Source organism: Actinomycetota bacterium (assembly GCA_040757835.1).
In the GTDB taxonomy this organism is placed as follows: Bacteria; Actinomycetota; Geothermincolia; order Geothermincolales; family RBG-13-55-18; genus SURF-21.
In genome coordinates, this window is the sequence record JBFLWJ010000003.1 from 256,168 (window position 1) to 275,212 (window position 19,045).

Here is a 19,045-nt window from a genome sequence, read left to right on the forward strand (position 1 = left end):
CCTCTATCCCGCCGCCGCCATCTCGACGGCCGCCCCGTCCAGTCCCAGCATCCCGCCCAGGGCTTCCCGCAGCGTCAGCTCGAACCTGCCCGGGCCGAAATGCCCCAGCCGCTCCCTCTGCGCCGCCAGTATGCTCTCCCGCAGTCCGGCGTCCCTTCCCAGGCGGTCCAGGAACTCCGCCAGCACGGGGTAGTTCTTGTCGGTGAAGATGACCCCCGCTCCCCCCATGGTCTCCGGCACGGCCCCGGCGGCATAGGCCAGCACCGGCAGGTCGAAGTGGAAGGCCTCCAGGGGAGGGACGCAGAAGCCCTCGTGCTCGCTCATGGATATGTAGTAGTGGGAGTTGAGGTAGCAGGCCTTGAGGCGGGCGTCGCTGACCTTGCCCAGAAAGAGGACGCGGTCCTGGATGCCCATGCGCCAGGCCATGGAGAGCAGGGCGGTGTGGTAGGTGGAGAGCAGGGACCCCGCAACCACCAGGCGGGAGTGCGCGTTGATGCCGCGGTGGTAGCAGTAGAAGAGCTTGATGAGGTCCTCCACCCGCTTGTTGGGGGCCACCCTGCCCACGAAGAGCAGGTTGGTCTTGCCGTCCGAGAGGCGCCTGCCGAACTCCGCGTCCTCCGCGATGCCGTCCAGCTTGTCCAGGGGAGGGTTGATGGGCAGCACCCCCGTCCTGGCCTCGTCGAACCCCGCCGCCACCAGCTCGCGGCGGTTGTAGTCGGAGTCCCCCAGGGCCAGGTCGCAGTCCTTAAGCCGGGGAAGGAGGTCGCGCCCCTCGCGGCACAGGTAGGCCGCGTAGGGGTAGTAGCGGTCGAAGTACTCCGCCGGCGTGATGTTGTGGTAGATGAGCACTTTGCGGCAGCGGCTGCCTGTGAAGTGGCGGTGGTTGTCGTTGAAAATAGAGAGGTGATATATAAAGAGGTCTTCGGCTGTCTCCTCCACGACATCCTCGTATTCCCGGTCGGAGGTGGCATGGCGGCGGCCGAAATCGTCCATGTCGCAGGCGAAGATGTCCGACTCCACCCCCCACGCCGTCAGGATGTCGCGGATGGAGATGACCTGGTTGGAGACGGCGTCGCCGCTGTTCATGGCCGGGACCATCTGGTGGACTTTCAACCGCGGCCCCTTTCCCCTTCCTCGATCACGGCGGAGAAGTTGCCCACCACCTCGTCCCAGGAGTAGTTGCGCAGCACGTATTCCCTGCCTTTTTCCGCCATGCCGGCGCGCCGGGCCGGGTCCTCGAGCAGGTACGAGAGGGACTCGTGAAAGGTGGGGTAGTCCTTGAACCACAGCCCGCCGCCGCTCTGTTCCACGTGGTAGCGGGTGACGGCGCAGTCGCCGTGCACCAGGCAGGGCAGCCCCGCCAGCCACGCTTCCAGGATCATGATGGAGAGGCTCTCCCGGGTGGAGGGGTGGCAGATGAGCGTGGCCGCGTCGTAGGCGTCGCGCAGGTCCCTTTCTCCCACGTAACCCACGTCTATGACCCGGTTGTAGAAGGCGAAGGGCAGGTCCAGCCGCCCCGTCCCCGTGAGCACCAGGCTCACGTCGCGGCCGGTGTTCTGCAGGTAGTTGCAGAAGTACTGCAGCAACGCCGGCGTGTTCTTGGCGCTCTCACGGCGTCCGGCATAGAGGACGAAGTCCCCCTCTATGGAGTACTTGTAACGGAAGCGGTCTCCCTCGGCGTCGTGGGGCGCGAACCCCATCCCCACCACCCGCCCCGGCAGGTCCTTGCCGTAGATGCGGCGGGCCAGCTCCATCTCGGGCACGCTGTTGAACATCAGGCCCCGCGCGGAGCGCATGAGCTGTTTGTAGATCTTCCTGTAGGCGTAGGCCTCGTCGTGCAGGCAAGGGATGATATAGGCCTTCTCGGGCACTTCGTGCACGCCCTGCCAGGTGGTGCCGAAAAGGTAGGGAGCGAAGACGAAGGCCCTGTAGTCGTCCCGGTGCTCGCCTATATAGGCACGCAGGGCGTCACTGGCGACCACGCTGCGTATCCACATCTCCTGGTGCCTGACCGACACCCTCTTGCCTAGGATCATGCGCGTCTCCGCCCGGGCCGTCTTCCGGTCCCGCCTGCGGCTCTGGGTGGGAAACCTTCGCACGGTGATGCCGCTCAATATCTCGGTGCCGGCAGGGAAATAGTTGTTCCAGCTGTGGGGGTCGATGGCGCAGGTGGTGAGCACCTCCACCGGCCATCCCCGGGCCGCCAGCTCCTCCACCAGGACGCGGGTGAGGGTCTCGGCGCCTCCCACGACCTGGGGGCCGTAGCGTACCGGCACGAAGGCCACCGTCTCCGCTCTCAAGGCATTATCTCCTCGCCTCCAGGAGATAGCGCCGCGGGGAGAAGAGCAGGTCCGCGAGGTCGCCGCTCTCCAGGTGCGCCCCTTCCAGCCTGCTCTTCCATTCCTCTATCTCCTGCGGGCCGAAGTCTCCCAGCGTCGAGACCTCGACCGCGCTGAAGCCGCTGCGCAGGAATAGCTCGCGCATGGTCTCCGGGTGCACCATGCGCAGCAGGGTGGGGTCGCAGAAGGCCTCCTCCGTCCCCAGGACGGAACGGGGGTGGTGGTTGAGCACCAGCACCTGCCCGCCGCCCTCCACGCGGTCGGCCAGGGCGGAGATGGTCCACAGCAGGTCGCGGGTGTCCACCCGCTCCCCCAGGTCCCTGAGGAAGACCGCCTGCAGCGAGGCCAAGGGCTGGGCCTCCAGGTAGTCCAGGGCCCTGGCCTGGACTACCCTGAGGTCCTTTTCCTGCACCATCTGGACCAAGCGCGTGTCCTCCTCGATGCCGTGGGCCTCCCGTCCTTCCTTCGCGGCCGCGGCGAGGAAATCCCCGGTGCCGCACTCGATGCATGTGATGTGCCTCCCCGCATCGAACCGCCTCGCCGCCTCCCGCAGCAGTTCTTCCTCGTCCTGCGCGAAGCCCAGCTCCACCCATGACTCGTAGCGGTCCAGGCCGCCGTGGTAGGAATGCTCCCGCTCCCTTATGATCATCTGCGACAGGGCCTCCATGGAACGCAGGCACTGGGCGTTGAACTCCCTCTGCTTGGCGAAGACCGCGTCCATGTAGGGGGTCATGATGCGGCGGATTACCTTCTTTACGGCCAGGATGACGGCACCCAGGAGCGAAGGGCGCGCTCCTATGGGATAATCGCTGGTGACTTCGGCGACCTGCCGCGCCATCTGGATACGGAAGATGAGCTCGTGCAGGGGGTCGACCCCGATCTCGGCGTCGCCCCCGCCCGTCCATTCCTGCTCCAGGTCCATGATGGGCAGGTCACGGTAAACACCCTGCTCGCGGCGCTGCTCCACCCTCTCCTGTATATGCCGCATTATGGACGGGACGTCCACTCCCTCCAGCTCCAGGGAGAGGTTGCCCGCGCCTTCCTCCGGAGCCGCCGCGGGCTCCTGCGCGAGGTCTCGCTTTTTCATCTCTCCTCTTCACCCCTTCCCTCCGGTGCGCCCGCGCCTTCCCGGTGTATACCGGGGAACATCCCACGCCGGCACGGCAGCACCGCTGCGTGCTACGTCGTCTGCAATATGGTCTTCGTTCGCGTCATGCCGTTTCCCTGCCCCGCCCTCGGGCTACTCCGGGATCATGGAGATATCGCATTCCATGGCGAAATAGCCTTCTTCCCGGTGGGGAGAGTGCACCTCGAAATGGTAACGTTTATCCAGCCAGTGATAGTTGACCGTGCCGTCCCGGGAGTGGGCGGCCACGGAGACGTAATACCTCCCGTCCAGCAGGGCCAGGGAGGGGACGCGGAACTCCATGCAGTGCCTGCCCTCCACTCGGTCGATGTCGATGCCCCGCAGGCGGGTGTTGGTGCCGTAGACCATGAAGCCCATGGGGTCGTAGAACCCGAAGCCGAAGACGGGGTCGTCGACGGGCTTCACCGCCTCGTAATGCATGCGCAGGGTGAGGGGGTCGCCCGTCTCGAACTCCTCCGCCTCCCGGCCCCCCGCGTCCAGCAGCTCCACGCGGTCGATGACGATGTCCCGCGTGCCGAACTCGCTCCCCTCGGGGTGCTGGCGCATGGCTTCGTGGTAGGCGTCGGTGACCTCGCTCGGGTCGCCCAGCATCTTCTCCACGCCCTTCTCCAGCCACAACACGCGGTCGCTGATGCTCTCGGCGATGCCGGCGTTGTGGGTGACCAGCACGATGGTCTTCCCCTCCTGCTGCATGCCGGCGATGCGGTTGAGGCACTTCACCTGGAAGGACTCGTCGCCCACCGCCAGCACCTCGTCGATGAGCAGGATGTCCGGATTGAGGTTGATGGCGATGGAAAACCCCAGGCGCACGTACATGCCGGAGGAGTAGTTCTTCACCTGGTTGTCGATGAAGGGGCCCAGCTCCGAGAAGGCGATTATCTCCTCGACGATGCCCTTGAGCATCTGCCGCTTGAAGCCCAGGATGGAGGCGTTCAAGTAGATGTTCTCCCTGCCGGTGAGGTCGGGATGGAAACCGGCCCCCAGCTCGAGCAGGGCGGCGATGGTGCCATGGGTGTTTATCCTGCCCTGGTTGGGGCTCATGATGCCGGTCATCATGCGCAGCAGGGTGGACTTGCCGGAGCCGTTGGGCCCGATGATGCTGATGGTCTCGCCCTTGTAGATGGTGAGGTCGATGTCCCGCAGGGCCCAGAATAGCTCGTAACCGCGTTTGCGGAAGTTGATGACCTTCTCCTTCAGGGAATAGTTGATGTCGTGGTAGAGGCGGAAGCTCTTGCTGACCCCCCGCAGCTCGATGACCGGGACCTCGGATTTGGTCCGTATGCCTATTTCCCTGGGCGCCATCAGATGAACTCCACGAATCTTCCCTCCAGGCGGCTGAAGGTATAATACCCGGCCAGCAGCAGGACGACGGAGAAGACCACCGTCCCCAGCAGGCCCCACGGGGACCAGTAGGAGGCCGTCGGGCCGTTTACCGGTGAGTTATATACGATGCGCTGCCACAGCAGGATAATATGGGCCATGGGGTTGAGCATGTACAGTTTCTCCGCCCAGCCGGGCAGGTTGTCGTAGATGAGGGATATGGGGTAGATGATGGGGGTCATCCAGAACCAGGCCATCAGCACGATCTCCAGGAAGTGCATGACGTCGCGGTAGAAGACGTTGAAGGTCGCCAGCAGCAGCGAGAGGCCGCCCACGAAGGTGAGCTGCAGCAGCAGGACCAGGGGGAAGGCCAGTATCCACCAGGTCATGGGCACCCGGAAGATGAGCATGAAGATGATCAGCACCAGCTCCTGCAGGAGGAAATGGAAGGACGAGGAGCCAAGGTAGGAGAGGGTCAGGGTCTCGCGCGGGAAATAGACCTTTTTCATGAGGTCGGCGTTGTTGACCAGCGATGCCACCCCCATCATCAGGGAGATGGACATGAAGTTCCACGGCAGGATGCCGGCCATGAGGTAGAAGGCGTAGTAGGACATGCCCTCTCCGCGCATCTTGAAGATGATCCCGAAGGCCACGTAGTAGACCACCAGCATCATCAGCGGCGTCACCAGCGACCACAGGAACCCGAGGAAGGAGTTCTTGTATTTGACCTTCACCTCCTTGCGGGTGAGGTTGAAGAGCAGCTCACGGTATTCGAACAGCCGCCGCAATTTCTCTTTCATATTCAAACAACATAAAGTACGCCACCTTTAAAGGCAAGTTGAGGCCGACCGCCCCGGGCGGGGTGGCGCGGGCAGGCTGCCGGCGGCGGCGTGGCGGTGCTGGCGGGGCAGCCGCGCCGGTTATGATCACGCGGAGCAGGGAGATGGAGGACGGGGCGCGAAGAAGTCTTAGTAAAACGAGCCACCGGGGCGGCAGTGCGGGGGACGGGCGCGGCGCGGCAGGTCAGCGGTGGGCCTCCCGGACCGGAACCCGCCCCGTGCGGGTGGGCTCTAAAGGGCTGGGGGGCGCAAGGCGGGAAGCTGCGGCCGGCCCGGCCGGGAACACGGGAGGATGCGGGTAGACGTGAGATTCTTGAGGGACCACCTGCTGATCATCATGCTCTTCCTGGCCCTCGCCTTCCTCTTCGCCCTCCCCGTCACCACCAACATGACCGACACCGTGGTGAGGCCCCATATCGACACCCCGCTTCAGGTCTGGATCATGTCCTGGGACGGCCACGCCCTGGGCACCGATCCCACCGCGCTCTTCCAGGCGAACATCAACTACCCCTCCCGGGACTCCCTGGCCTTCTCCGAGCACATCATGACCTTCAGCGTCGTCGCCATACCCATCAACTGGGTGACCGGCAACCCGGTGCTCACCTACAACGTGCTCCTGTTCATCGGTTTCGCCCTCTGCGGCTATACCATGTTCCTGCTCGCAAGGTACCTGACTGACAACTGGCTGGCAGCGCTGGCCGCCGGGGTCTTCTTCGCCCTGGCGCCGTACCATTTCTCCGCAATCATCCACGTGCACGTCAGCATCTACTGCTTCCAGCCGCTGCTCCTCTTCTTCCTCTTCAAGTACTGCGACCGCGGCGGCACCGGAAACCTGGTAGGCCTCGGGCTGACCTTCCTGGCCCAGGCCCTGCTCAGCTGGTATCAGCTCGCCTTCTCCGCCATACCCCTGGCGTTCTTCTTCGCCTGGCGCCTGCTGACGCGTGACGGCAGGGCGCAGTGGAGGCGCCTGCTCGCCGTCTTCGGCGTCCTCGCCCTCTGCGCCGCGCTCATCGTGCCCTTTGCCCTGCCCTACCTGCGCCTGCACCGCAACATATCGGACCGGGAGATCAACCCGGCCCTGGCGGAGATAAAGAGCGCTTCCGCGGAGGACTACTGGCGCGTCTACCCGGAGAACTGGCTCTACTCCACCTATGGCGACTTCTTCTACGACAAGCTGGGGCTCAAGACCGAGACCGGGGCGGGGGCGGGCAACGCCCTCTTCCCCGGTTTCACCTTCTTTCCCCTGGCCCTGGCCGCAGTGGTCTTCTTCCTGCTGTCCCTGGTGAAGAGGAACGGCCGCGGAACGGACGCCGTCTCCACCCCCGCGGAGCCGGGTGGGACGGTACCCGCGCAGGGGGGAGCGGCGGGCGGGGAGGAAGGGCTGCCGCCCGAGGGGCGCTCCCCCCCTCCCGGCGGAGGAGGGGGCGCGTCCCGGGGCAACGATGGCGCGGAGGGCAGAGCCCTCAGCGGCGGCTACTTCGTCTTCTTCCTGCTCCTGGGCGGCTTTTCCGCCGTCCTCTCCCTGGGCGCCGATCCGCATGGGATCAGGAACATCGTCTTCGAGGTAGTGCACAAGCTGCCGATATTCCAGTTCGTGCGCTTCCCCATCCGCTACCACATCCTGGTGATCATGTGCATGGGCGTGGTGGTCGCCTACGCCTGCGCCTACATCTGCCGCGCCCTGGCGCGACGCCGCCTCAACCTCCTGGGCGCCGCCATAGTGGTAGTGGTCATCCTGCTCCTGCTGCTGGAGTTCCTGGTGGTCGACATGCCCACGGTAAAGATGGTCACCGGCGATGCCGTGCCGGAGGTCTACCGCGACCTCGCGCGCATCGAGGACGCGGTGGTCGTGGAGACGCCCATGCCCCTTATCTACAACTGCACCGTCTTCACGGATCCCATGGACCTCAACTGGGGCAACCCGGACAACTACATGGAGTCCGTGCTGCGGGAGCAGGAGAGCATGTACTACTCCATCTTCAACTGGAAGCCCCTGCTGAACGGCCTCAGCGGCTACTATCCCATCTTCTACCGCCGGGCGCTGGTGGAGATGCAGGGCTTCCCCGGGACGCGCTCCCTGGAGTTCCTGGCGGCGGCGGGCGTCAACCACGTGGTGTGGCGCTGGGGCGACCTGCCCGAGGACTACCGTGAGGACATGCGCGAGAAGCTGGACGCGACGCCGGAGCTGGAGCTTCTGGAGGAGTACCCGGACGACGGCATAAGCCTCTACCGCCTGGACGCCGTAGCGACGGCCGGTGTCGCGGGGTTGGAGGTACGTGCCCTCATGCCGCGGACCTTCGAGCCCGGCGCGACCTTCAACGCCTCGCTGGGTTTCTTGAACCGTTCCCAGGCGCGCTTCTCGAACCTGGACGAGACCAGGCAGCACCTCAAGCTACGCTGGGTGGACGAGGACGGTAACGTCGAGATGACGGGACAGACCTACTTCTTCGCCCCCTTCTTCCTGCAACCCGGGGACAGCGCCGCCAGCTCCTTCGTCGCGGTGGCGCCGGGGGAGACCGGGTCCTACCACCTGGAGATCATCGCCTCCGGCGGCATCCTGGACGGCCAAACCTGGGAGACGGACGTCACCGTGGCCGCCATGCCGTCCACCAACTCCAACCACGCCACCGACGGGACGCTCGCATGGGACCAGGCGCGGGAAGCGCCCGGTCCTCCCGGCGAGGAGGCGGTGCTCTCCTTCAACCGCGCTACCGTCTTCTCCTTGGAGATGACCGCGGCGAACCTGGGCGATACGCGGTGGAGGCGGGGCGGGATGCTGGCGGGGAGCATCGTCGACAAAGGCGCCATCGCCATCTCCGCGTTGTGGAACAAGGTGGACGACCCGGGTTTCGTTGTGGGCCAGGTCGGAATGATCCCGTGCGACGTCTCCCCCGGGCAGGAGCTCTCCTTCCCCATCACCCTGCAGACCCCGTACGAGGACGGGGAATACACCCTCACCCTGCGCCTGAAGGTCATGGGTTCCCAGTATATGGGCGAGGCCACCGTCATCCGCGTCCACGTGGGCGGCCCCTGACGGGGTATGCCCGTCCGTCACCCATCTTGAAACATCTCGAAGTGTTTTCCTGTAACATGTCTGGTATCAAAGACCGGCTCCACCGCGGCAAAGGAGAAACCGTGGATGGCTTGGACCGCACTCGCGAGAGCCTGGTCAGCGTGGTCATCACGACCCACAACCGGGCCAGGCTCCTTGCCTTGGCCATGCGCAGCGTCCTGGAGCAGACCTACCGCCATCTCGAGCTGCTCGTGGTCGACGACGCTTCCACGGACGACACCGGGGAGACGGTGGGACGCCTCGCGGACGGCCGCGTCAGGTACCTGAGACACGCGGAGTGCAGGGGCGGTTCGGCGGCGCGCAACACCGGGATCCTCAACGCCTCGGGAGACTTCATCGCCTTCCTGGACGACGACGATGAGTGGTTTCCCCGCAAGCTGGAACTCCAGATGGAGAGGTTCCGGGCAAACCCCCGTGCGGGGGCGGTCTACACGGGGCTCCTTCACGTGGAACTGGAGACAGGGCGTACCGTGAACGCCCGGGTAGCGAGGAAGCGGGGTTACCTCTTCGATGACCTCATGGTCGCTAACGTGGTCGGCACGCCTTCGACCGTCGTGGTCAGAAGGGAGATCTTCGACCGCGGCGGGCTCTTCGACGAGACCATCCAGGCGTTGGAGGACCTGGACATGTGGAGGAGGATGGGCGGGACCTGTTACTTCGACTTCGTCAGGGAACCGTTGTTGAGATACGGGCTGCACGGCCATGAGCGTGTCACCGTGGACTACGGCAAGATGGCCCATGGTTTCGAGGCACAGCTCGAGAAGTTCGCGGACGAGTTCGCGCGCCGCGACAAGGCGCGGAGCGTGTGCCACTACTGGATCGGCCTCTATTACATCAGGGACGACCCGAAGCGGGCCAGGCAGGCCCTGTTGAGAGCGGTGGCCGCCTACCCGTTGCGGCCCAACCCTTACCCCTGGCTCGCCCTGACCTGCTGCGGGAAAACGGGCCTCCGCGCCCTGGACCTCTTCGAGAGATACCCCTGGAGGCGCTATACTTACCTCCGCGGCTGGCTCAAGTCACGATTCTATGGAGTCAACCACAGAAGAGCCCAGGCACATGCATAGCGACGGCAGGGATCAGGGCAGACCGTCCGGGTGTCGTCTATATGAAGACGCCTGCCCGGGCTCGACCGGGTCGGTCGGAGCATCCGTCTGCGCTGCCACTCGCCCGGCGAGCAAGGTGCTCGGAGGAGCCTGCGACGACGACCAGCCTTGTCGCCGGGCCATAAAAGCACCGGAACGAGGACCGTTACCTGGCGGCCCGGGCACTATGAGCCGGTGTAGCCCTCGGCGAAGAGCCAGGTGGTGGAGGTCTGCGGCATGCCCAGCGCGGCGTGGCCCCCGAGGCGCCCCAGGTGATAGAAGTACATGGCCCGCTCCACCACGACGGGCCTGCCGCTGGTCTCCTCCACGATCGCGGATATCTCGGCCTCAGGGAAATGCGCGTCGACGTTGAGGGTGAAGCGCGATAGCGGCGCCAGGTCGCAGAAGATCTCCTTGGCGAGACCCCCGTTGGTGAGGAAAGAGACCTTCACCCTCGCCGGCTCTCCCGAGGCGTTTCCCACCAGGACGTAGGTGTCGAACCCGCCGGCCGTGTAGCCCTCGGCAAGGTACCACTTGCCCGCTCCGGCGGCCGCCCCCAACGCGCAGGACCCTCCCCGCCTCCCCATGTAATCGAAGTACATGGCCCGCTCCGCCACCACCGGCAGGTCGCTCTCCACCCGGGCGGCCACCTCCGCGCCGGGCAGGTACTGGTCGGCGCTGAGGGTGTAGCGGGAATGGGGCGGCACCTCCACCTCCACCTTCCGGCCGCCCTCCCCTCCGGGGACGTAGAGGTCGAACCTGACCCGGGCCGCCGCGTCGTGCGGATTGCCCACCAGGAGCCAGGTATCGAAGGCGCCCCCGGTGTAGCCCTCCGCGAAGAGCCAGGTGCTGGAGAGCGAGGTGGCGCCCAGGGCCACGTGGCCGCCCCCCCTCCCGTAGCTGTCGAAATACATGGCCCGCTCCACCACCACCGGCTTGTCCGAGCCCACCTTCGCCGCCAGGGCGCACGCTTCGAACCCAGGCACCCCGTCGACGTAGAGGGTGGCCCGCGACCTCGCCGCCACGTCCATCTCCACACGCCCGGTGTGGCCGTCGTCGCGCAGGAGGTCCATGACGACATGGGCCGCCTCCCCCCCGGGGTTGTAAACCAGGACCCAGGTGTCGAAACCCTGGGCGGTGTACCCCTCCGCCAGGTTCCATTCCATCGCCGCCGCCGTGGCGCCGTGCTCGCATGAGCCACCGTCGTACTCCCCGAGGTAGTCGAAGTACATGGCCCGCTCCGCCACTATGCCCCTGTCGCTGGTGACCTCCGCGGATATCTCCTCCGCGCGGAAGTGATCGTCGGCGTGCACGGTGCGCCGCGACATCGGGGGCAGCTCCACCGCCACCTCCGTCTCCTCCCCCCGGGCCGAGTGCAGCCTGACCTTTGCCGCCGCCGTCTCGGGGCCGGGATTGGCCAGGAGGATGTATTCGTCGAAACCGTCGCTGCCCAGGTTGACCATGGAGGAGCGCAGGTTGAGATAGCCGCGCAGCTGTTCGCCGCTGACGCGCACCGTGCCCGCGCTGCCCGTGAAGTAGGCGTAGCGCACCCTGCCGCTGGGGGTGCGGTCGGAGAGGTCCATGCCGTAGAGCGTGCCCACGTAGGTGCCGCTGCGGTAGTTGAGGCGGGCCTCCATCTCCGCCCGGGAATAGGTGACGGTCCAGGAGGCGAAGGGGTTGTTTCCGGGGTCCTCGCACCAGGGGCAGGGGACGCCGCGCAGGTAGGCCACGGGGGAGCCGAACCACACGTCCTCGTTGTTGTCGGTGTGCCCCCCGCAGGAGGCCGAGTAGAAGCACTGCGCCACCCCGCCCCCGTAGACGAGGACCTGCCCCGCCGTGGCGTCCACCGCCTGCACCCAGCCGGTGTCCTTCTCCTGGTCGGACCCCTTGTAGTACTGGCAGTGCACGTCATCGCAGAGGTCATAACCGGACGCGGCATGCTTACCCATGCCGCGCACGGCATAGGAGCGCGCCGCCACCGCCTGCGCCTTCACCGCCTCCAGCGGCCAGCCCCCCGGTACCTCCGCGATCCCCCGCAGGTAGGTCTCGAACCAACTGATGAGGACGGCCCGCAGGGCATAGGAGCCGGACGAGGCGTAGAGGTCCAGCTCTAGCGGGGTGATGGCGGAGAGGTGGCTGACGCCGTGGTTGCCGTTCTGGGGCAGGCGCAGCACGTCCCCGTCGCCCGCGCCGCGCACGTACAGGGGTTTGCTGGCGCTGCCGTAGCTGGCGTCGTTCACGCGGCTGCCGTCGGGCCGCAGGATATAGAAAGCGCCCGCCGCGTCCGCGGCCACCGTCCAGGTGCCGCCGGGGGTCATGACGGCACCGGGGACGTCCCCGTCCGAGGTGAAGAAGGCGAACGAGCCGGACTCCGCCGCCAGGTTGATGGCGGACTGCCCATCCAGGAGCCCCACCCGTATGGATGGCGGGCAGGACCAGCCGCCGACCTGCGTCCCCTGGTAGTAGTAGGTGAGTATCTGCACGTAGTCGAAGCCGGCCGCGGCCATGCCCCTGGCGCCGTACTGGCACATGCCCACGCCGTGGCCCCAGCCCGAGCCGGTGAATGCGTATGTCTCCTGCAGGGCCTGGGCGTCCCCCGCCCCCAGGGGCAGCATCAGCGCCAGGAGCAGCGCCGCCATGACCGCCGCCGCCAGTGTCTTCCGCAAGGTCCCCTCCTCGGCTCCGATCGTTCTCACGGCCGCCGCCGCGGTGGCGTATCCGCTCCGGGCCGCCGGTGGCACGGGCCGGGGTCGACCCCGGGCGCGCCGTTATTCCTTGGACTCCTCCCACAGGCGGTCGAGTTCCTCCAGGGTCATCGCGCCCATGTCGCGTCCCTGCGCGCCGCACCTCTCCTCCATGTCGCGGAAGCGCCGGCCGAACTTCCGCGCCGAGGCGCGCAGGGCGACCTCGGGGTCCACCTTGTAGTGGCGGCAGATATTGACCAGGGTGAAGAGCATGTCCCCCAGTTCCATCTCCAGGTCCCCGCCGCCGCGCAGCGCCTCCTCGATCTCGCGCAGCTCCTCCGCGAGCTTGGGCAGGACGTCCTCGGCCGCCTCCCAGTCGAAGCCCACGCGCGCCGCGCGGGTCTGCATCTTGAAGGCGTAGAGGAGGGCGGGCAGCCCCTCGGCCAGCCCGTCCAGCACCGAGGGCTTTCCCCTCTCCTCCGCCTTGATGTGCTCCCAGCGGGCGATGACCTCCTCCGGGGTCTCCAGCTCCGCCTCGCCGAAGACGTGGGGGTGGCGGCGCACCAGCTTGGTGTTGATGGACCGCAGGGAATCGCGCACGTCGAAGGTGCCCTCCTCGGAGCCGAGCTGCGCGTGCAGCGCCACCTGCAGCAGCAGGTCTCCCAGTTCCTCTGAGAGGTGTTGCCAGTCCTGGCGCTGGATGGCTTCCACCGCCTCGTGGGCCTCCTCCACCATGTGGCGGGCCAGGGAGGCGTGGGTCTGCTTGCGGTCCCAGGGGCAGCCCCCCGGCCCGCGCAGGCGCGCGATGATCTCCAGCAGCCGCTGGAAGTCGTGTATCTCGTCGGCGGGAAGGGCGGGGACATGAAGGGTGGTGAGGTGGTCGAAGCGCTCCCCGTGGTCCAGCTCCTCCAGGAGGACCTCCTCCACCCGTTCCACCGGTGTGCCCGCCGCGCCCACCACTCGCAGGACGTGGGAGGGGGGATACACCTCCAGCAGCGCCAGCTTCACCCCGGAGGCCTTGAGGCGCGAGTCCACCTGGGACAGCAGGGTCTCCACCCGCGGGTCGAGGATGCCGTAGCCCCGCTCCAACAGGCGGTCCGAGTCCAGCACCAGCAGCCCCTCCACCGCGTCCAGGCCCAGGACCGCGAGGACGGCGTCGAGGAAGCTCACCGCCCCGTGCACCCGCACCTCCACGTCCGCCTCCGCCAGCAGCAATTGCACCGCGCGCTCCGCCAGCATGGGGAAACCGGGGACGGCATAGAACGCCTCGCCCGTGCGGCGCGCCTCCTCCACCACCTCCGCCGCTATGGCCGCGTAGACCTCATCCATGGAAGCGCCCCGTTCGTAGTGGCGGTCCAGGGGACGGAACCTGACGCCGCGGGCCTCCAGCCCGGGTACGCAGGGGTGGCGCGCGGTGCGCAGCAGCACCTCACCCGCCCCGCGCAGGATGTCCAGGGTCTCCAGGGTCACCAGGCCCAGGGGTCCCGGACCCAGCCCCAGCACGTGCACCACCGGCTTCTGTCCGCTCATAAGAGGCCTTTCGCGATCATCATCCTATTCTAGCAGGAGGCGTTCCCCGCCCACCGCCATCGCCCTGCGCCCGGCTGTCCTGGGTGGGGGCTCTCCAGGGCCCGGGTCACGCGGTGGCGACGGAATAGAGCATGCTGGTAATTCCTTCCATATAATCGCGGCCGCGTTCGGGCCAGGAGCCTGGCTCGAAATAGAGGACCAGCTCCTGCAGGGTCCCGCGGTAGCGCGAGCCGCGCCAGGGACGCCCTTCGGCGGCGGCCGCTCCCGCCAGCGCCTCCGCCCTCGCCGCGCCCTCCGCGTTCAGGCGCAGCGCCAGGTCGTCGCCGTCACGGCCCACCTCGCGCACCCCCGCGGCCCGGCAGGCCGGGCGCAGCCGCGCCACCCCGAAGAGGTTCTCCGCCTCCGGTGGAGGCGGGCCGTAACGGTCGCGCGCCTCTTCCTCGAGGGCGTCTATCTCCTGCGCGCTCGCCGCCTCCGACAGGCGCCGGTAGAGCTCGATACGGCGCGAGGTGCGCGCCACGTACTCCGGCGTGATGAACGCGCGCAGGGGGAGGTCGATGGTCACCTCCGAGGTGCGCGGGCGGCTCACCCCGCGCAGCTCGTCCACGGCCTCCGCCAGCATGCGGCAGTACAGCTCGAAGCCCACCGCCTCCACGTGGCCGTGCTGCTCGGCCCCCAGGAGGTTGCCCGCCCCCCTGATCTCCAGATCCTTCATGGCCACGCGCAGTCCCGACCCCAGCTCCGAGAAGTCGCGGATTACCTTGAGGCGCTGCAACGCCCCGCCGCTCAGGTAGCCCCCCTCGCGGAAGAGGAAGAAGGCGTAGGCCTGGCGGTTGCCGCGCCCTATCCGGCCCCGCAGGTGGTAGAGCTGCGACAGTCCCAGGTTCTCCGCCGCGTCCACGATAAGGGTGTTCACGTTGGGGATGTCCAGGCCGGACTCCACGATGGTGGTGCACACCAGCACGTCGGCGCGGCCGGCGATGAAATCGTCCATGACCGCCGCCAGCCGGCCCTCCTTCATCTGGCCGTGCCCCACCACGATCCTCGCCTCCGGCACCAGCTCGTGCAGCCTTTTCGCCGTCCGCTCGATGCTGCGCACCCGGTTGTGGACGAAGAAGACCTGCCCCTCGCGGGCCAGCTCCCGGCGCACGGCCTCGCGCACCAGCTCGTCGTCGTAAGGCCCCACCGAGGTGATGACCGCGTAGCGCTCCTCGATGGGGGTATCCATGATGCTGAGGTCGCGGATGCCAGAGAGGGACATCTGCAGGGTGCGCGGGATGGGGGTGGCGGTGAGGGTGAGCACGTCCACGCTGCGCCGCAGGGCCTTGAGGCGCTCCTTCTGGGCCACCCCGAAGCGGTGCTCCTCGTCCACTATGACCAGCCCCAGGTTGGCGGGCCTGACGTCGTCCTGCAGTAGGCGGTGGGTGCCGATGACCACGTCCACCTCGCCCGTGGCCAGCTTCTCCAGTACCTCTTTCTGCTCCCGCGGAGAGCGGAAACGCGACAGGCTCTCCAGGCGCACCGGGAAGGAAGCGAACCTCTCGGCGAAAGTGCGCTGGTGCTGCTGCGCCAGCACCGTGGTTGGCACGAGCACCGCCACCTGCTTGCCGTCCATGACCGCCTTGAAGGCGGCTCGTACCGCCACCTCCGTCTTTCCGAAACCGACGTCGCCGTAGACCAGGCGGTCCATGGGCCGCGCCTTCTCCATGTCCCGCTTCACGTCGCGGATGGCCCGCTCCTGGTCGGGGGTCTCCGCGTAGGGGAAGGACGACTCCAGCTCGCGCTGCCAGGGGTCGTCGGGGCCAAAGGCATGGCCCTCCCCCGCCATGCGGTCGGCGTACAGGCCGAGCAGGTCCATGGCCATCTCCTTCACCGCGGAACGGGCGCGGCGCTTGACGCGCCCCCAGTGGTGGCCGGAGAGGTGGTGAACCGCCGGCTTCTCCACCCCCACGTAGCGGTGCACGAGGTCGATGCGGTCGGTGGGCACGTAGAGGGCGTCGTCCCCGGCGTAGCGCAGGAGCAGGTACTCGCGCACCGCTCCGTCCACCTCGCGTTCCACCAGCCCGCTGTAGACGGCCACGCCGTGGTTGACGTGTACCACGTAGTCTCCCTCGTCCAGGTCCCACCAGCCCTCCACGGGCTTGCCGGATACCGCGCCAGCGGGGGCTGGGCGCATACGCACGCTCCCGAAGATATCGCCCTCGGTGAGCAGCGCCACCTTCTCGCGCGTCAGCCGGAACCCCCGGGTCCAGCTCCCCTCCGCCAGCGTCACCGTCCCCGGCCGCATGGGCTGACCCGGCCTGACGCCGATGCCCTCCTCGCCCAGTATCTCCCGCAGCCGCTCCGTCCGGCCCCGTGTGTCCATCAGCACGGCGACCCTCCAGCCGTCCGCGAGGAGCTGCCTCAGGTCGGCGAGGAGATCTTCATGGCGGCCGCGGTACTCCGTTGCCCCGAGACTGGGGACAGCCGCCGTGGGGTAGGGGGCCATGGGGTCCAGTTCCACCGTGAAGAAGGGCTTCCCGCGCGCCCACGCCGCGAGGTCCATGTCCTCGCCCCGGGCGCGCAGCTTCTCTCTAACCAGCATTGGCTGCAGCAGGGCGGCCACCGTCCCTTCCGGCGCCAGCTCCAGCAGTCCCATTCCGCCACCGCCCGCATCCGGCAGGACCACCGGGAAGATCTCCACCTCCTCGCGCGCCTCGTCCGAGCGCTGGTCGACGGGGTTGAAGTGGCGTATCCTCTCCACCGTGTCGCCGAAGAACTCCACCCGCACCGGCCGGGGCCAGCCGGGGTCGAAGACGTCCAGGATGCCGCCACGCACCGAGAACTGCCCCGCCCCCTCCACCAGGTAGTCCCGGACGTAGCCTGCCTCTGAGAGCCGCCGCGCCGTCCCGGCCATGTCCATCTCGGCCCCGACCTCGAAGCGGAGCGGCGAGACGGCCTTCTCCGCGGCTGGGAAGAGCTGCGTGAGGGCCCGGGCCTCGCAGACCACCGCCACACGCTCGCCCCTGCCCAGCGCCCTCAGGGCGCGCGAGCGCAGCGCCACCGCCTCCGGGTCCTCCCCGTGCTCCCCGGCGATGACCAGTTCGCGGAAGGGCAGCTGTCGCACCGCCTCCGGGCCGAGCAGCAGCTTGAGGAGCAGCGAGAGTTCCTCCTGCGCCGCCCTTCCCGGCACCACCGCCAGCAGCGGTCCGGACACGGCACGAAAGAGGGAGGCCGCCAGGAACGGGTGAAGCTCCTCTTCGGCCTTGACCGCCATGCCGCCACCTCCCCCGGCCAGCGACTCCCGCGGCCAGGGGCCCAGGCTCTCCTCTACCAGTCCCTCCAGTTCCCGCAGTATCTCCATGTCTCTCCTTGCCAGCACACGCCGAACGGGCCTCGATGCACAGCACCCAGGCCTCCGTACTATAATACAACACCCTACTTATCTCCCACGCCCGTTCTTTTCACCGTAGGTGGGGGTCAGCGCCTGGAAGGCCTGACCCCGCTTGCCATTACCTGCCTCCCCACACCCCACACCCCACGCCCCGTTGTGTTAGGAAAAATTGAAAAGTAGACACTTTAAGGTTTAAAAGTGGACCCTGGGAAACTCTCCCAATGGATAGACCACCGATTTGACCATCTTATCCCCCCACCATATCCTAAGCTCCATGGCACCCCTCTTCACGTCGGGGATGAGATGGACATCGACCTCGTCGTGCAGGGTCACCCCGGGCACTGGTATATCGTGCTTATGGATCTCTATCTTGCGATAGCTGTTCACCATCCTTCTCTCCCGCAGGCAGAAGACGTCCCGGGGAAGGGAATAGGGCTTGGGGATGGCAAAGGGCCTGAAGAGGCTGTTTCCCTCCGAGAGCGCCTTTCCGAAGCGCACAGCAGGTATCTCCCCGGTGGTGGAATGGACCTGGCGATTGTTGTAGCGGTCCACCTCTTCCTTGAGGACCGCCCGCACCTCCTCCATGGTGGAGAGCTTCTCCCGGGCGCAGGTCCTCACGATACGGTCCTGCAGCCAGCGGTAGGGCCTCTCCACCTTGCCTTTGGCCTGGGGGGAGAGGGCGTAGACCACCTCCACACCCAATACGCGCATCACCTTCTTCCACTGGGGGTCCACGTCGCCGGTTAAGGCCACGTGCCTTCTCCATACGCCGTCCCTTGTCTTTACGTAGCGGAAGACGGAGAGGGAATCCACGTAGTAGCGCAAGGGAATGCCGAATCGGCGCGTAACGTCCTCGGCGGCCCGGATATGGGCCCAGCTGCTCTCGGCGCCCCAGAAATCGGCGTAGAGGAGCAGGCGGGAAAAATCGCGAGGTTGGCAGGGCCCATTTCTCCAGGGCGTAGGGCGACCAGAGGTGATGGGAGGCGTCGTGCTGGATGAGGGCGTCCACCGCGGCGGTCACCACCTCGCGGTCATGCGCTTTCTTCTTCCTGCGCGGCTTATGGCATCCCATCCCCTTGGCCCGGTCGATGATGGTGGGCAGGGATACCTCTATTCCCTGTCCGACCAGACGGTCCCTGACCGCCGAGTAGTTGTAGCTGGTGATGGGAAGGGCGGGGTTGTCTATGAGCTCCTTCTCCTCGAGGATGGCGCGGGCGATCCCCTTCTCCCACAGTGCGGGGATCCTGGCCGGCGAGGACCTGCGGTACTCCACGCTGAAGCCATCCGGATTCTCTCTGTATTCCCGGAGCAGGGAGAAGAAGCGTGCCTTGCCTATCCCCAGGATCTCCTCCACCTCCCTGCGCTCCAGGTTTTTCTCCAGGTATCCCTTGAGCAAGGCTTTTACCTGTTCGGTGGTGAATCTCCTGTGGATCTGCTCCATGTCTCCTCCCTCCGTCCGGACTGTTTCTCCAGGCTTCAATTAAAGCCCGGTCGAGCGGAGGAGTCAGGTGGCAGTTCGGGCAGATCACCAGTTGGAATATCTTAGTGTCCAGTTTTCAAGCTTAAACTGTCCAGTTTTGAATTTTAGATAACAACCCACGCCCCGTTGTTGCCACCCTACCCGCTCTTCCCTATAATTGTATGGTTGGACCGGCCCG

General features: G+C 66.8%; 12 protein-coding genes. 3 read left to right on the plus strand and 9 right to left on the minus strand.

Translation table 11 applies throughout. The features are described from left to right. Positions 1-3: 3 nt before the first annotated feature. From AB1384_05080 to AB1384_05100, 5 genes are all read right to left on the minus strand, one after another. Positions 4-1,113, minus strand: coding sequence for a glycosyltransferase (locus tag AB1384_05080; GenBank protein MEW6553640.1), 1,110 nt, complete (start codon positions 1,111-1,113; stop codon positions 4-6). Next, on the minus strand, positions 1,110-2,300 hold the full coding sequence (locus AB1384_05085; protein MEW6553641.1) for a glycosyltransferase family 4 protein: 1,191 nt from the start codon (positions 2,298-2,300) through the stop codon (positions 1,110-1,112). Before AB1384_05085 ends, AB1384_05080 begins: the two co-directional genes overlap by 4 nt. Before the next feature lie 4 nt (positions 2,301-2,304). Continuing rightward, on the minus strand, positions 2,305-3,426 hold the full coding sequence (locus AB1384_05090; protein ID MEW6553642.1) for a hypothetical protein: 1,122 nt from the start codon (positions 3,424-3,426) through the stop codon (positions 2,305-2,307). 153 nt (positions 3,427-3,579) lie between these two features. Beyond that, entirely contained in the window at positions 3,580-4,788 is a 1,209-nt protein-coding gene (locus AB1384_05095; GenBank protein ID MEW6553643.1) for an ABC transporter ATP-binding protein, read from the minus strand. Next, a complete protein-coding gene (locus tag AB1384_05100) occupies positions 4,788-5,606 on the minus strand; it encodes an ABC transporter permease (protein MEW6553644.1) in 819 nt (272 codons plus the stop codon). Before AB1384_05100 ends, AB1384_05095 begins: the two co-directional genes overlap by 1 nt. A 343-nt stretch (positions 5,607-5,949) precedes the next feature. Between AB1384_05100 and AB1384_05105 the strand changes: the two genes are divergently transcribed. Together AB1384_05105 and AB1384_05110 are read left to right on the plus strand one after the other, a co-directional pair. Then, entirely contained in the window at positions 5,950-8,679 is a 2,730-nt protein-coding gene (locus tag AB1384_05105; protein ID MEW6553645.1) for a hypothetical protein, read from the plus strand. Between the two features lie 101 nt (positions 8,680-8,780). Continuing rightward, on the plus strand, positions 8,781-9,782 hold the full coding sequence (locus AB1384_05110) for a glycosyltransferase family A protein (GenBank protein MEW6553646.1): 1,002 nt from the start codon (positions 8,781-8,783) through the stop codon (positions 9,780-9,782). A 203-nt stretch (positions 9,783-9,985) separates the two neighbouring features. Here the strand turns inward: AB1384_05110 and AB1384_05115 are convergent, their stop codons facing one another. The 4 genes from AB1384_05115 to AB1384_05130 all read right to left on the minus strand — a co-directional run bounded on the left by AB1384_05115 (position 9,986) and on the right by AB1384_05130 (position 18,212). Further along, positions 9,986-12,466, minus strand: a complete 2,481-nt coding sequence (locus AB1384_05115) for a SpoIID/LytB domain-containing protein (GenBank protein MEW6553647.1) — start codon at positions 12,464-12,466, stop codon at positions 9,986-9,988. Positions 12,467-12,568: 102 nt separating this feature from the next. Further along, positions 12,569-14,014: a nucleoside triphosphate pyrophosphohydrolase gene (mazG, locus tag AB1384_05120; GenBank protein ID MEW6553648.1), complete on the minus strand. Its 1,446-nt coding sequence runs from the start codon at positions 14,012-14,014 to the stop codon at positions 12,569-12,571. Between the two features lie 106 nt (positions 14,015-14,120). Next, positions 14,121-17,357, minus strand: a complete 3,237-nt coding sequence (gene mfd, locus AB1384_05125) for a transcription-repair coupling factor (GenBank protein MEW6553649.1) — start codon at positions 17,355-17,357, stop codon at positions 14,121-14,123. A 222-nt stretch (positions 17,358-17,579) separates the two neighbouring features. Further along, entirely contained in the window at positions 17,580-18,212 is a 633-nt protein-coding gene (locus AB1384_05130; GenBank protein MEW6553650.1) for a hypothetical protein, read from the minus strand. Positions 18,213-18,375: 163 nt separating this feature from the next. Between AB1384_05130 and AB1384_05135 the strand changes: the two genes are divergently transcribed. Continuing rightward, the gene (locus tag AB1384_05135; GenBank protein MEW6553651.1) at positions 18,376-18,933 is read left to right on the plus strand and encodes a hypothetical protein; all 558 of its coding nucleotides are present in this window, start codon (positions 18,376-18,378) and stop codon (positions 18,931-18,933) included. Positions 18,934-19,045: the final 112 nt, after the last annotated feature.